Below are 12,683 nucleotides of genomic sequence, written 5' to 3'. Positions count from 1 at the left end.
GCTGACGGGTGTGCTTGCCAGCCGCCGTCGGGCAGGGGATAAACGCGCCTCGCACACGACGACGACGATCGAAAGTATGTTCCCATGACAGACCGAGACAACGCGCCTGTACCCGGCAAGCCCTCCCGTTCGGGTGTACCCCAGATCGATGGGCGTGCCGCGGAGACCGAGAAAGCCGCAGATCGCCTGGTTCCGCCAGACGGGGCAGGGGTGGGGCCTAGCCCTGACGAACATGCAAATCGCAGCGATCGTCCCGCCGGCGCGACCTTGTCGGACGAGGAACGGGCGGCACGCCGGTCTTTGCCGGAGGATATGTCCGGGTCGCCGTTACCGGCGGGCGCCGGCATTGCGGTCGAACCGCGCGCCCGAGAGCCGGCGTTCAATCTGCCGCCAAGCCTTGTCTGGATCCTGGCGGTCCTCGTTCTCATCCACGCTGTGCGGACCTATCTCCTCTCCGTCGAGATCGACGACGAACTGATTTTCAACTTCGCCTTCCTGCCGGCGCGCTACGATCATCCGCTGGCGGAGCAGGGCCTGGCATGGCTTTGGACGCCGGTCACCTACTCGTTCCTGCATGGATCCTGGGAGCACCTGATCTTCAACGCCTTCTGGATGCTGGCCTTCGGCGCGCCGGTCGTTCGCCGCATCGGTGCCGGCCGGCTGGCGGTCTTCTGGTGTCTGGCCGCGATCGCTGCCGTCGGCCTGCATCTCGCGCTTCACTGGGGCGACATGACGGTTGTCATCGGCGCCTCCGGCGTTGTCGCCGGCCTGATGGGCGCGGCAGCCCGCTTCGTGTTCTCGCCGAGTGGCCGCATCAGCCGCCAGTTTGCGCACCGCAACCCGCGCCTCAGCGTGCGGGAGGCACTGTCCAATCGTTCGGTCCTGTTCTTTGCCGGAGTCTGGTTTGCCACGAACCTCCTCGTTGGGCTCGGCCTGTTCACGCTTGCCGACGGTGCCGGCATCGCCTGGGAGGCGCATATTGGTGGCTTCCTCTTCGGCTTCCTCTTCTTCGGACTGATCGACCCGCCCGAGACGCGGGCCGAGCGCGACTGACCGGCGGCCCGGTATCGCGCGCACCCGGCATTTCCGTTTCACGCGGATTGCGGTATGTTTCGCCTGCGTCGTTCTGTCACAGGCGCAGCGGAAGCGGGAGGTTCGCATGACGGTGAAGAGGATTTTGGACGAGAAGGGCCGACAGGTCGTGACGATCGCGCCGGACATGGCGGTGCGAGACGCCGCGGCGCTTCTGGCCGAGCACCGCATCGGTACGGTGGTGGTGCTGGATGAGCAGCAGGCGATCGCCGGCCTGCTGGCGGAGCGCGATGTCGTCGCCGCAATCGCGCGGTACGGAGCGGAATGCCTCGACCGCCCGGTGTCTGACGTCATGTGTCGGGATGTCCACACCTGCAGCGAGGAGATGGAAATCGACGCGGTCATGGAAATCATGAACAGCCGTCGGGCCCGTCATCTGCCCGTCGCGCGCAACGGCCGTCTTGTCGGGATCGTGTCGATCGGCGACGCCGTGCGCAGCCACATCCGCGCCATCGAACACGAGGCGCGCGAGATCAAGGCCTATATCGCCGGTTGAACGCGCTAACGTCGCTACAGGGATTGATCAGCGCAGCCCGGTTTCGAGAAGCCGTTTCAGTTCGGTGAGGCGATTCTTGGTTTCGACATAACCACGGTCGATCGCCTCGCCGGCGCGATGGAATTCCGACAGGCCGATATCGCTGAGCTTCGGATGCAGCGACAGGTCCGGCGGGTCGCCGGCGAGCTTTGCCCGCGAAATCCGGTCTTGGATGACATTGAAGGCCTGCACCATCACGCTGGTCATGCCGAGACGCGCAACAGGGTCTGCCGTCTTCCCAGGGGTCGGCGGGGTCACGGGATCGCTGGCCCGCAGCTTGATGACGGCGGAGCGGCCGTAAAGATCGTATTGCAGATTGACGGCGACGACGAGCGGTTGCTCATAGGCGCGGCATACCGAGACCGGAACCGGATTGACCAGCGCGCCATCGACCAGCATTCGTCCGTTGCAACGCACAGGCTCGAAAATGCCGGGCAGGGCGTAGGACGCGCGCAGGGCGGTGATGAGGGAGCCCTCCGAGAGCCAAACCTCGTGCCCGGACCGAATATCGGTGGCGATGGCCACGAACGGCCGACCAAGGCTCTCGATGGCAACGTCTGCGAGATGCTCCTGCATGCGGCGCGTCAGGCGCAATCCGCCGAAAAGTCCGCCGCCGCCGATCGCGAGATCGAGCAGGCCCGCGATGCGCCGCATCGTCAGGGATCGGGCGAAGGTCTCGAGTTCGTCCAGTTTCCCGGCAAGATAGCAACCGCCGACCAGCGCACCAATGGAGGTCCCCGCGATCATGCCGATGGGGATACCTTCCTCATCGAGCGCGCGGAGAACGCCGATATGCGCCCAGCCACGGGCAGCGCCGCCGCCAAGTGCAAGAGCGATGCGGGGTTTCTCCGGAGCGACAGTCAAGACGCGGCCTGTTCCTTCCTGCTCGATGCGGACACCGCCGCTGCCCAACCCGTCATGCGGCGCCGGCGTTTCTGCACCTGTTCCATGTCGAGAGAATGTCCAGTTCAGCATGGAGCACCTGTCCGCCACATGACCGGGCCCTCATCAAGGCTTCGGCCTTTCCTGAAGACATTAGAGCGCCACGGACATTGAAACTTCGTTTAGCGGACGAAAACCTGCGTCAAATAAAAGCAGATGCTCAATTCTTGTCGTCGCTCGTGTGCCGGGCCGCGTCGTTCTCGTACACCGTACGCGGATCGAAGTGCCTGACATCATCGCGAACGGTGAGCGCCACCGCACCATCCGTGATGTCCACGGAGCGATAGAAGCACGACCGTCGTCCCGTATGGCAGGTCGCATCGTGCCCGGCGACGTTCACCCGCAGCCAGACGGCATCCTGGTCGCAATCGGTTCGCAGTTCGACGACGCTCTGCAGGTTGCCCGACGTCTCCCCCTTCTTCCATAATGCCTTGCGGGAGCGGCTGTAATAATGGGCGATGCCGGTCTCGACCGTCAGCGCCAGCGCTTCCGCATTCATATGCGCCACCATCAACAGCATGCCGTCCCTGGCGTCCGTTACCACCGCCGTCACCAGGCCGTGCCCATCGAAGCGGGGCGTGAAAACGGCGCCTTCCTCGACCTCGGACGTATCGGACGATGGACGGGTAAAAACGAGGGACATCCAGAAGACTCCGGCTAAATGAGAAGATGCAGCGTCCGACGTCCATTCTCTTGACATTGACAGCCGGAGGAGCATCACGCCTGCTCGGATCGACGCAAAAAGAAACAGGCGCACTTGGCGCGAAACTTCGAGGCAATCGTGGCTGACCGAAGCAAGCGTTGCGTGAGACCTGCGCGGCTTAACGGAAGCCGCGCACCATCGAGATGAAGCGGGCCTGCTCGGCTGCGTCCGTCTTGAACGTGCCGGTAAAGGTCGTCGTCAATGTGGTCGAGCCCTGCTTCAACACACCACGCATGGCCATGCACATATGTTCAGCCTCGATCATCACTGCAGCACCGCGCGGACGCAGTGTCTCGTTGATCGCGGCGGCAATCTGCGCCGTCATGCTTTCCTGCGTCTGCAGCCGCCGACCGAAGATATCGACCACCCGCGCGATTTTCGAGAGGCCGAGAACCCGGCCTTCGGGAAGATAGGCAACATGGGCCCGGCCGATGACCGGCAGCATGTGATGTTCGCAGTGCGAATGAAAGGCGATGTCCTTGACCAGAACAACGTCATCGAAGCCGGCAACCTCCTCGAAGGTGCGGCCCAGCACATCCTCGGCAGCGAGGTCATAGCCGGAGAACAGTTCCTTGTACGCCTTTGCAACCCGCGTTGGGGTGTCGATCAGGCCCTCGCGCTGCGGATCGTCGCCTGCCCATCGCAGGAGCACGCGCACGGCGTCCTCGGCTTCCTTCTGCGACGGCCGACCGTCGACGTCCGTTTGAGACGGAAAATTCTTCACGATGGCATCCATGATAGCCCCTGCTGCGTGGCGCGTAGCTTGACGTTGATCTTTACGGACAACTCGCCACTCACCGATCTCCTGCCGATATCGTCAGGCTACGGCTGTCGTTGGCGGGCTCCAGGACTGTTCGGACGGAGAGGTCAAGGCTCTCCACCGTCAGGCGCGGTTCCCCAAAACAACAGGCGACAGCAGCACCTCTGCCCTGTCGCCTTTTCCGTAGGTACCATATAATATAAGCGAACGGGTGTAAAAGAGGGCGATGCGACGCCCCTGTTCTTTTTTCCGCCGAGGTGAAGAAAATCCTCCGCCTCGTGACTATATCCACGCGAAACCATATCGATTGCCTGTCTGCGGACACAAAGAGGGCATGGAAGCGGGACGGCCGTATCATGGATGATATCTACAACAGCCGCATTCTTGAGTTTGCTGGAAACATTCCCCGAAGTGGACGCCTCGATCCTGCGGACGCAGAGGCCTCTGCTCACTCCAAGCTGTGCGGCTCGAAGGTCAAGGTCACCATTCGCATGGCGGACGGGCACATCACGGATTTTGCCCATGACGTCAAAGCTTGTGCGCTGGGTCAGGCCTCGTCCTCGATCATGGCGCACAACATCGTGGGTGCGAGCGCCGAGGAGATCAGGGCGGCGCGAGAGGCCATGCTCGACATGCTGAAGGCGGATGGCGAGGGCCCCGGCGGACGCTTTGCCGACATGCGCATTCTGCGTCCGGTCAAGGACTACAAGGCACGCCATGCCTCCACCATGCTGACCTTCGATGCCGTGGTGGATGCGATCGGTCAGGTCGAGGCGCAGCAATCCCATCCGCAACCGGACGCGGCGCGGCCGGACACGGCCCACGTCTGATCATGTGCGATGGTGGAGCGGAATGCGGGCACGGCACCCCTCAGCCCGGGCCCTATCGCGGCCGCAACTGGCGGGGACCGTTCCGCAAGACACCGGGCCGGCTCGCCGGCATGGCTCTCATTCGTGCTTACCAGCTGACGCTGTCGAGTTTCATCGGTGCCGGTTGCCGCCATATCCCGACGTGCTCGGAATACGGCTATGAAGCGATCGGCCGGCACGGCCTGTGGCCCGGGAGCTGGATGACCCTTTACCGCATTGCCCGGTGCGGGCCCGGCGGAAAGGGAGGTCTGGACCCGGTGCCGCCGCAGCTCTCCGGTCGACTTCGCTGGCTCGCCCCGTGGCGGCGTTCCTCCTGATGCAGGTCGCCCGAACGTGTGCAGCGGTTTCGGTAAACGACATGCATCCGAACAAGACCTTGAAGCGCGTTGCGTGAACCCTTTTTCGCGCAACGCGCTTGAGAACACCGCGCATCGCTGCCGCCTTCGGCTCTTTCCACATGCCGCGAATGGCTCTATACCGCGCGCGACCGTATGAATTCCGCGTGACGTCGCGGAATGCGTGCGGTCTCATCCATAGCATTCCCCACCCGCATTCGTTGGCGGGACTGGATAGGAGATAGACAATGTCCGTTGCCCTCACGTTTCCCGATGGCTCCATTCGCGATTTCGCCGTCGGAACGACTGGCCGCGAGGTCGCCGAATCGATATCCAAATCGCTTGCCAAGAAGGCCGTCGCCATCGCGCTCGACGGCACCCTGCGCGATCTTTCCGACCCGGTTCAGAACGGACGTCTGGAGATCGTCACCCGCGACGACCCGCGCGCGCTGGAGCTGATCCGCCACGACGCCGCCCATGTGATGGCCGAAGCGGTGCAGGAGCTGTGGCCCGGCACGCAGGTGACGATCGGCCCCGTCATCGAAAACGGCTTCTACTACGATTTTGCCAAGGCCGAGCCCTTCACGCCCGACGATCTTCCGAAGATCGAAAAGCGGATGAAGGAGATCATCCAGCGCAACAAGCCGTTCACCAAGGAAGTCTGGCCGCGCGACAAGGCGCGCCAGGTCTTTGCCGACAAGGGCGAGGCCTACAAGGTCGAGCTGGTGGATGCGATCGCGGAAGGCCAGGATCTCAAGATCTACTATCAGGGCGACTGGTTCGATCTCTGCCGCGGACCGCATATGGCCTCGACAGGCCAGATCGGCACGGCATTCAAGCTCATGAAGGTGGCCGGTGCCTATTGGCGCGGCGACAGCAACAATCCGATGCTGACCCGCATCTACGGCACCGCCTGGCACACGCAGGAGGATCTCGACCGTTATCTGAACATCCTGGCCGAAGCCGAGAAACGCGACCACCGCAAGCTTGGTCGCGAGATGGACCTCTTTCACTTCCAGGAGGAAGGTCCGGGCGTGGTCTTCTGGCATGGCAAGGGCTGGCGTATCTTCCAGACGCTGGTCGCCTACATGCGTCGTCGCCTTGCCGGAACCTACCAGGAGGTCAATGCGCCGCAGGTGCTGGACAAGTCTCTCTGGGAGACCTCCGGACACTGGGGCTGGTACCGAGACAACATGTTCAAAGTGTCGGTGGCCGGCGACGATACGGACGATGATCGGGTCTTTGCCTTGAAGCCGATGAACTGCCCGGGTCATGTGCAGATCTTCAAGCATGGTTTGAAGTCCTACCGCGAACTGCCGATCCGGCTTGCGGAATTTGGGAACGTCCACCGGTACGAGCCGTCGGGCGCCCTGCACGGGCTGATGCGCGTGCGCGGGTTTACGCAGGATGACGCCCATGTCTTCTGCACGGACGAGCAGATGGCGGCGGAGTGCCTGCGCATCAACGATCTCATCCTGTCTGTCTACGAAGATTTCGGCTTCGACGAGGTCGTGGTCAAGCTCTCCACCCGTCCAGAAAAGCGCGTCGGATCCGACGAACTTTGGGATCGTGCGGAAAGCGTGATGATGGACGTGCTGAAGACCATCGAGGCGCAGTCCGAGGGCCGCATCAAGACCGGCATTCTGCCGGGCGAGGGCGCGTTCTACGGACCGAAGTTCGAATACACCCTGAAGGATGCCATCGGCCGCGAGTGGCAGTGTGGCACGACGCAGGTCGACTTCAACCTGCCGGAGCGTTTCGGCGCGTTCTACATTGACAGCAATTCGGAGAAGACGAAGCCGGTGATGATCCACCGCGCGATCTGCGGCTCGATGGAGCGTTTTCTCGGGATCCTGATCGAAAACTTCGCGGGCCACATGCCGCTCTGGGTGTCGCCGCTCCAGATCGTCGTCGCCACCATCACATCGGATGCGGACGCCTATGGCGAGGAAGTGGCGGAACTTCTGCGGGACGCGGGTCTGACGGTTGAAACCGACTTCCGCAACGAGAAGATCAACTACAAGGTCCGCGAACACTCGGTCACCAAGGTGCCGGTCATCATCGTCTGCGGCAAGCGCGAGGCGGAAGAGCGGACGGTCAACGTCCGTCGCCTCGGTTCGCAGGCCCAGACGCCGATGACGCTCAACGACGCGATCGCGAGCTTGGTCGAGGAAGCCACGCCACCCGATCTCCGCCGCAAGGCCGAGGCCCGCAAGGCGCGTCTGGCTGCGGCCGTCTGATCGTTCAGAGAGAGATAAGCGAAGACGGGAGCCGGGTCGAGAGATCCGGCTTCTCTCGTTTTGCGCCGGACTGTCCCTTGGCGGGATTGCGCTCAGTCCTGCGCGTTGGCAGCCGCGGCCGATTCACCCTGCGCGCCCGGCTGCGCGGCCGTGTTCGACAGCAGCACTTCCACATCGGCATTGACGCCAGCGGTCACCGTAAAGTCGCGCTGGTAGATTTTCTCGTTGTTGCGTGCCACGGCGCTGTAGTCGCCTTCGGCCAGAACCAGCGTGGGAAACGCCCCGACGCTTTCGCTGACCACGTCGCCGGATGCCGTCAGGATCGACCATGCCGTATCGGCGATGGCTTCGCCGCCGGGCTCGGCAACCAGCTTCAGGGTCAACTTGGCCGCCCGATGCTGGATCGTTGCCTCGGTCAGCTTTCCGGCTTCGACCTGGATATCCGCGCGGATGACCGCATTGACGGAGCCGTAGTTCGAGACAACATGGTAGGTGCCGCTGTTCAGGCGAACCACCGTGTTGGGCTTGACGTCGGCCACCACCAAGGCCCGCTCGCCGTCTTCCTTCACGTCCGATGAGAAGATCGAGAAGGAGAGCTCGGCCTGGGGTATCCGCACGTCCGCGCCGGAAACCGCGTTCAACGTGACACCGCCCGCGTCCAGCACGAGGACCTGCCGCTCGAAGGCACCGGTCTCCGCAACGCGGATCTTGCGTGTCGCGCCCGCACGACCGAAGGCGACATTGACGAAATACTCGCCGGGGACGAGCTGGAATGCGGCCGATCCACCCTGGGAGGTCGCGACCAGTGGTAGCTTGCCGTCGGAGCCGGGGATCGGGCTGAACACGCGCCAGGTCAGACCCTGCTCCACCACGCCGCCTTTATCTTTGAGAAGCGCGTCCAGCCGAACATCGCGCGTGGTCGGTCCCTGCGTGGCTTGGCTCGGAACGATCGGGCTGAAACTGTTCAGCTTGGGCATCTTCGGCGGCGTCGAGATCGAGGGGAAGCTCTTGAAGGGGTCCGTCTGCACGGCCTCCGGCTGTGCCGGTCCTTCCGGCAGGATTCCGGTCTGCACGGTCTGAGCATGCGCACTGCCTGTCACGCTGAAGACCAGGAAAACGGCGAGAGCCATTCCCGGACGCGGATCCAGCGGGAGGGAGCGAAGAAGAGCCGGGTGATGCATGAGACGGTTGACTTCCTGACGACGTGGCTCCACTTGAGACGCCGGTATGGCGATTTCGTGGCTGGCGGCACTGACCTCACTGGCCGCAACCTACTGCATAATGTGCAGGACCGGTACAGTTTTACGCGAGGGATACAGGACTTCCGTCTCCGTGAGCCGTGCCGGGGCTCGTCATACCCAGCCCAATGACCGGCATTGATGCCGGCCGCAGACGACATTCCGACCCGTGACGGCATCCGCCGCTGGGCCGATTCCCGCGAAAGTGACCGACATGACGACCGTTCCCGGCCTTAAGGACTATCTGGCGACGCGCCGATCCATCCCCGCTTTTCAGATGTGCGAGCCGGGTCCCGACCAAGCCGAGATCGAGGAGATTCTCACGCTTGCGTCGCGCGTGCCCGATCACGGCAAACTGGCGCCGTGGCGCTTCATCGTCTATCGCGGCGAAGAACGCGCCCGCATCAGCGCGGAGCTGGCGCGTCTGGCTCTGGAAACAAAGCCCGATCTTTCCGAAGAGATGATCAAGGTCGAGCACGCACGTCTCACCCGCGCGCCTGTGGTCGTGGCCGTCATCAGCACGGCAGCGCCGCACGCCAAGGTGCCGGAATGGGAGCAGATCATGTCCGCCGGTGCGGTGTGCCTCAACCTGCTGATGGCTGCCAACGCGCTCGGCTTCTGCTCGAACTGGCTGAGCGAATGGTTCGCCTTCGATCAGCGGGCTTTCCCGGTGCTCGGAATTCGCGACGGGGAGAAAGTCGCCGGTTTCATCCATATCGGTTCGCCGCAGGTGCCGCCGACCGAGCGCCCGCGCCCCGCGCTCTCGGAAATCGTCACCTGGGTCGGCGAAGACGCGTGAGGTCTGCCTGATGTTCTATGCCACCGACACCAATGCCCATGGCCTTCCGCACGATCCGTTCAAGGCGATCGTCTCTCCCCGCCCGATCGGCTGGATCGGGACGCGATCGAAGGACGGCAGCCACAATCTTGCGCCCTATTCCTTTTTCAATGCCATCGGCGATGTGCCGAAGATGGTGATGTTTTCATCGTCTGGATGGAAGGACAGCGTTCGCAACATCGAGGAGACCGGCGTTTTCACCGCAAGCTTCGTCAGCCGCGATCTCGTCGATCCGATGAACCGCTCGTCGGCACCCTTGCCGCATGGCGAAAGCGAATTCGTAGCCGCCGGCCTGACGCCGGTGGACGGCACGCTGGTCGAGGCACCCTTCGTCGGCGAAGCCTATGCTGCGCTGGAATGTCGAATGACCGAGATGTTCCAGCCGAAAACCCTGTCCGGCGAGCCTGCGGAAAACCATGTCGTCATCGGCCAGGTGGTCGGCATCCACATTCGCGAGGACGCCCTGCGCGACGGGCGCTTCGACATGGCGAGAGTGCGCCCCGTGGGGCGTCTCGGCTACATGGATTACGCCGATGCGGGGGACGTGTTCGAACTCATGCGCCCCGGTCGCTGAGCGCCGAAGCCTGTCGCATCAATCCCTCGCATCAGCCCGCCCGAGCACGATCCGATGGTGGGCTGTCCGGACGACGACATCGCGGAACCCGAATTGCAGGGCCGCGTCCCGCAGGCGGAGCAGCGCGTGCCCGTCCGTCTCACCCAAGGGGAGGGACCAGAAACAGGGCAGGCCGGCATCGGCCGCTCGCAGGATCACGGCGCCGCGCGCCAGCTGGATCGCTGGCGAGAGGGACCGTGCCGCCTGCGACATCAGGCGGATGGCGGCGGCCAGCGCGTCTTCGTCCAGCACGAGAGCGATCAGGCGTCGCGACGCCCCTGCAAGCCGTTCCGCGCCGAGAAAGGATGCCGGGTCTGCGCCGAAAACGGCGACAATCGCGAGGTCACTTTCGGGGTGCCCCGTCTCTGCCTCGATGACCCCGAGGGCAACGTCAGCCGCCTGAACATCGGCCCGTGTCCGGCAACCCGACAGCAGGACACCGGATGGTCGGAACCGGGCGAACAGTTTCGTGCAGGCGTCGTCCTGAAGATCTTCGAGGCCGACCGACAGGAGCAGGCGCCCTGCCGGCACACCGTCGAACGACCCTTCCGGAGAGAGAACCGCGGCAAAACAGCGCTCGGGCGCAAGGTCTGCGGCATCGAAGAACACGATCGGACCGGTTTCATCAGGGTTAAGCGACATGGTGAACCAATCTTAAACGTTTCCTGCTTACCATCGTATCATCAGCATCTGGCCGTTTTGCGTAGTGGGGCGTCGGTGATCATACAAGCATTTCTTCGCTGGGTCGAAACCGCCAAGGCGACGGACCGCGCCCGCGCCGCAAGCGCTCTGGCGCGGGCCTATTGTTCGAAGGACGGCGATCGCATCGACCGTCACGCGGCCGACATGGCCATGACCTTTCTGCTGGACGATCCCTCTCCGAAAGTTCGCCAGGCCTTGGCCGAGGCGCTCGCAGCAGCGCCCGAAGCGCCGAGGCCGATCATTCTCTCGCTGGCGGAAGACCAGCCGGAAATCGCCTTTACCGTCGTCACCCGCTCCACGGTCCTTGCAGATGACGATCTGATCGACCTTGCGGCCCGCGGAACAGCGGAGCTTCGCGCCTTCATCGCCTCCCGCAGCCACGTGTCGCGCCCGGTTTCCGCTGCCATCAGCGAAGTCGGCGGCGTGCCCGAGGTGATGATCCTCCTCGAAAATGCCGCAGCCGATCTGTCGCGCAGAACGCTGAAGCGCATTGCGGATCGTCTGGGCGACGTGTGCAGCATCCGCAATCTGCTTCTCGAGCGACAAGACCTGCCGGCAGATGCACGTCAGGTGCTGGTCGAGCATGTGGGCGCCGCCCTCAAGGGCGCAACCTTTCTTCAAGCCGTGATCGGCGTTGATCGCCTGCAGCGGGTTGCGCGCACTGCCTGCGAAACGGCCACGATCGATATGGCCGGATTGCTGGAGGATGCCGACATCCAGGGGCTGGTCGAGGAACTGAGGGTCACCGGACGGCTAACGCCGGCCCTGCTCGTCAATGCCCTCTGCCATGGACGCGTCGACTTCTTCGCGACCGCGATCGTCGCGCTGACGGAGCTCAGCGAAAAGCGGGTTCGCTCCATTCTCTCGGATGGCCGCCCGCAGGTTCTTCAGGCTCTGTTCGAAAACGGGGGACTGGACCGCGAGGTCAGCGCGCTCTTCGCCGAAGCCATTCTCATCTGGCGCCGCGAGCGCCGCCAGGGCTCCCACATTCCGGCAGCATCCATCGCCTCGGTTCTCGTCCGTCGCCTCCGAACGATGACGGACAGCTCCGGGCTCTCGGAGTGTGTGGAAAAGCTGGCCATCGCCGAACAACGGCGCTTCGCACGCGATTTCGCCATCGACGCTGCCCGGCAAGCTGCGTGAAGCCGCCGATCGACGTATCGGTGCCTTAGCCCTTCGGCGATTGTGCAGGGCATGGCGGCGACGTCAGGCTCACCGTGCGATGCGCGTCGCCACCCAGGAATAGCCGTCGCCCAGGTAATGGACGGGAACCGAGATGGCGTGACGGATCTTCTGCCCATCCGGCAGCACGCCGCGCAGCATCGCATAGGCCCGTTCCGGAAGTGGCTTGCGCAGGGCGGTCTCGTCGCTCGGCGCGGGCGTGAGGCGCGGGGAAGGCGCCGTGGGCGATGGTTCGGAAGGTGCGACCGTCGGCGCCGTGGACGGGGTGGCCACCGTAGGCGGCAGGGTCGTCCGTGCAACGGTACGGCTTTCGGCATCGGCGGCAATCGGCGCGTCCCCCGTTTTCTCGCACATGGCGACGATGACCGGATAGCTGGCATTGGTATAGGCTGGCAGCTTCTTTTGCGACTGGCTGTCGCAGGCCGCAACCGTCTCCCAGGATCCTTTCACCGTATCAACGTAATGGCACTGGCTGACGCTGTCGTCGCAACCGAGGATCGTCATCACGACGAGAACCGCACTGACCATGATCTGCTTCTCTCCTGTATCTGAGTAAAGCGTAAACAGAGGGTCGCCCGAAATTATGGCGCGCAGCGTCGGAAAGCCGTCCGGCATCCTCGCTCTCGGGGCGGAA

At 63.7% G+C, this 12,683-nt stretch carries 14 protein-coding genes; 8 read left to right on the top strand and 6 right to left on the bottom strand.

The genetic code is table 11. The features are described from left to right. The first annotated feature begins 312 nt into the window (after positions 1 to 312). Positions 313 to 1,053: a rhomboid family intramembrane serine protease gene (locus tag ASG03_RS20585; RefSeq protein ID WP_062695637.1), complete on the top strand. Its 741-nt coding sequence runs from the start codon at positions 313 to 315 to the stop codon at positions 1,051 to 1,053. Positions 1,054 to 1,159: 106 nt separating this feature from the next. Continuing rightward, positions 1,160 to 1,588: a CBS domain-containing protein gene (locus tag ASG03_RS20580; protein WP_062695635.1), complete on the top strand. Its 429-nt coding sequence runs from the start codon at positions 1,160 to 1,162 to the stop codon at positions 1,586 to 1,588. A gap of 27 nt (positions 1,589 to 1,615) precedes the next feature. On the opposite strand, the gene ASG03_RS20575 is transcribed toward ASG03_RS20580, so the two are convergent. The 3 genes from ASG03_RS20575 to folE all read right to left on the bottom strand — a co-directional run bounded on the left by ASG03_RS20575 (position 1,616) and on the right by folE (position 4,008). Continuing rightward, positions 1,616 to 2,602 carry a patatin-like phospholipase family protein gene (locus ASG03_RS20575; protein ID WP_062695633.1) on the bottom strand — a complete coding sequence of 329 codons (987 nt, stop codon included), beginning with the start codon at positions 2,600 to 2,602 and terminating at the stop codon, positions 1,616 to 1,618. 127 nt (positions 2,603 to 2,729) lie between these two features. Then, on the bottom strand, positions 2,730 to 3,212 hold the full coding sequence (gene hisI / locus ASG03_RS20570; protein ID WP_062695630.1) for a phosphoribosyl-AMP cyclohydrolase: 483 nt from the start codon (positions 3,210 to 3,212) through the stop codon (positions 2,730 to 2,732). Between the two features lie 178 nt (positions 3,213 to 3,390). Further along, entirely contained in the window at positions 3,391 to 4,008 is a 618-nt protein-coding gene (gene folE, locus ASG03_RS20565; RefSeq protein ID WP_062695628.1) for a GTP cyclohydrolase I FolE, read from the bottom strand. A gap of 377 nt (positions 4,009 to 4,385) precedes the next feature. Here folE and ASG03_RS20560 point away from each other — a divergent pair, with 377 nt between their 5' ends. The 3 genes from ASG03_RS20560 to thrS all read left to right on the top strand — a co-directional run bounded on the left by ASG03_RS20560 (position 4,386) and on the right by thrS (position 7,476). After that, a complete protein-coding gene (locus ASG03_RS20560; protein ID WP_156381898.1) occupies positions 4,386 to 4,862 on the top strand; it encodes an iron-sulfur cluster assembly scaffold protein in 477 nt (158 codons plus the stop codon). A gap of 2 nt (positions 4,863 to 4,864) precedes the next feature. After that, the gene (gene yidD, locus ASG03_RS20555; RefSeq protein ID WP_062468197.1) at positions 4,865 to 5,218 is read left to right on the top strand and encodes a membrane protein insertion efficiency factor YidD; all 354 of its coding nucleotides are present in this window, start codon (positions 4,865 to 4,867) and stop codon (positions 5,216 to 5,218) included. A gap of 266 nt (positions 5,219 to 5,484) precedes the next feature. Next, the gene (thrS, locus tag ASG03_RS20550; protein ID WP_062695624.1) at positions 5,485 to 7,476 is read left to right on the top strand and encodes a threonine--tRNA ligase; all 1,992 of its coding nucleotides are present in this window, start codon (positions 5,485 to 5,487) and stop codon (positions 7,474 to 7,476) included. A 92-nt stretch (positions 7,477 to 7,568) separates the two neighbouring features. Here thrS and ASG03_RS20545 read toward each other — a convergent pair whose 3' ends face one another. Further along, entirely contained in the window at positions 7,569 to 8,606 is a 1,038-nt protein-coding gene (locus tag ASG03_RS20545) for a hypothetical protein (RefSeq protein WP_244475339.1), read from the bottom strand. Positions 8,607 to 8,928: 322 nt separating this feature from the next. On the opposite strand from ASG03_RS20545, the gene ASG03_RS20540 reads away from it, so the two are divergent. Together ASG03_RS20540 and ASG03_RS20535 are read left to right on the top strand one after the other, a co-directional pair. After that, positions 8,929 to 9,513 (top strand): nitroreductase family protein, encoded by a 585-nt coding sequence (locus tag ASG03_RS20540; RefSeq protein WP_062695622.1) that lies wholly within the window; start codon positions 8,929 to 8,931, stop codon positions 9,511 to 9,513. A 10-nt stretch (positions 9,514 to 9,523) separates the two neighbouring features. After that, a complete protein-coding gene (locus tag ASG03_RS20535; protein WP_062695620.1) occupies positions 9,524 to 10,126 on the top strand; it encodes a flavin reductase family protein in 603 nt (200 codons plus the stop codon). 18 nt (positions 10,127 to 10,144) lie between these two features. Here ASG03_RS20535 and ASG03_RS22110 read toward each other — a convergent pair whose 3' ends face one another. After that, complete coding sequence (locus ASG03_RS22110) at positions 10,145 to 10,807, bottom strand: hypothetical protein (protein WP_062695618.1); 663 nt, start codon at positions 10,805 to 10,807, stop codon at positions 10,145 to 10,147. A gap of 75 nt (positions 10,808 to 10,882) precedes the next feature. Between ASG03_RS22110 and ASG03_RS22105 the strand changes: the two genes are divergently transcribed. Continuing rightward, on the top strand, positions 10,883 to 12,010 hold the full coding sequence (locus ASG03_RS22105) for a DUF2336 domain-containing protein (RefSeq protein ID WP_062695616.1): 1,128 nt from the start codon (positions 10,883 to 10,885) through the stop codon (positions 12,008 to 12,010). Positions 12,011 to 12,079: 69 nt separating this feature from the next. On the opposite strand, the gene ASG03_RS20520 is transcribed toward ASG03_RS22105, so the two are convergent. After that, complete coding sequence (locus tag ASG03_RS20520; protein WP_062695614.1) at positions 12,080 to 12,577, bottom strand: hypothetical protein; 498 nt, start codon at positions 12,575 to 12,577, stop codon at positions 12,080 to 12,082. Positions 12,578 to 12,683 lie beyond the last annotated feature (106 nt).

The sequence above is a fragment of the Rhizobium sp. Leaf341 genome (assembly GCF_001424325.1).
In the GTDB taxonomy this organism is placed as follows: domain Bacteria; phylum Pseudomonadota; class Alphaproteobacteria; order Rhizobiales; family Rhizobiaceae; genus Ferranicluibacter.
This window is presented reverse-complemented; position numbering and strand designations above follow the sequence as displayed.

Excerpts from the sequence above, each read along its gene's own strand:
- ASG03_RS22110 (WP_062695618.1), bottom strand. The coding sequence starts at position 10,807 with ATGTCGCTTAACCCTGATGAAACCGGTCCGATCGTGTTCTTCGATGCC.
- hisI (WP_062695630.1), bottom strand. The coding sequence starts at position 3,212 with ATGTCCCTCGTTTTTACCCGTCCATCGTCCGATACGTCCGAGGTCGAG.
- ASG03_RS20575 (WP_062695633.1), bottom strand. The coding sequence starts at position 2,602 with ATGCTGAACTGGACATTCTCTCGACATGGAACAGGTGCAGAAACGCCG.
- ASG03_RS20535 (WP_062695620.1), top strand. The coding sequence starts at position 9,524 with ATGTTCTATGCCACCGACACCAATGCCCATGGCCTTCCGCACGATCCG.
- ASG03_RS20580 (WP_062695635.1), top strand. The coding sequence starts at position 1,160 with ATGACGGTGAAGAGGATTTTGGACGAGAAGGGCCGACAGGTCGTGACG.
- ASG03_RS20585 (WP_062695637.1), top strand. The coding sequence starts at position 313 with ATGTCCGGGTCGCCGTTACCGGCGGGCGCCGGCATTGCGGTCGAACCG.
- ASG03_RS20520 (WP_062695614.1), bottom strand. The coding sequence starts at position 12,577 with ATGGTCAGTGCGGTTCTCGTCGTGATGACGATCCTCGGTTGCGACGAC.
- yidD (WP_062468197.1), top strand. The coding sequence starts at position 4,865 with ATGTGCGATGGTGGAGCGGAATGCGGGCACGGCACCCCTCAGCCCGGG.
- ASG03_RS20540 (WP_062695622.1), top strand. The coding sequence starts at position 8,929 with ATGACGACCGTTCCCGGCCTTAAGGACTATCTGGCGACGCGCCGATCC.
- ASG03_RS20545 (WP_244475339.1), bottom strand. The coding sequence starts at position 8,606 with ATGGCTCTCGCCGTTTTCCTGGTCTTCAGCGTGACAGGCAGTGCGCAT.
- thrS (WP_062695624.1), top strand. The coding sequence starts at position 5,485 with ATGTCCGTTGCCCTCACGTTTCCCGATGGCTCCATTCGCGATTTCGCC.
- folE (WP_062695628.1), bottom strand. The coding sequence starts at position 4,008 with ATGGATGCCATCGTGAAGAATTTTCCGTCTCAAACGGACGTCGACGGT.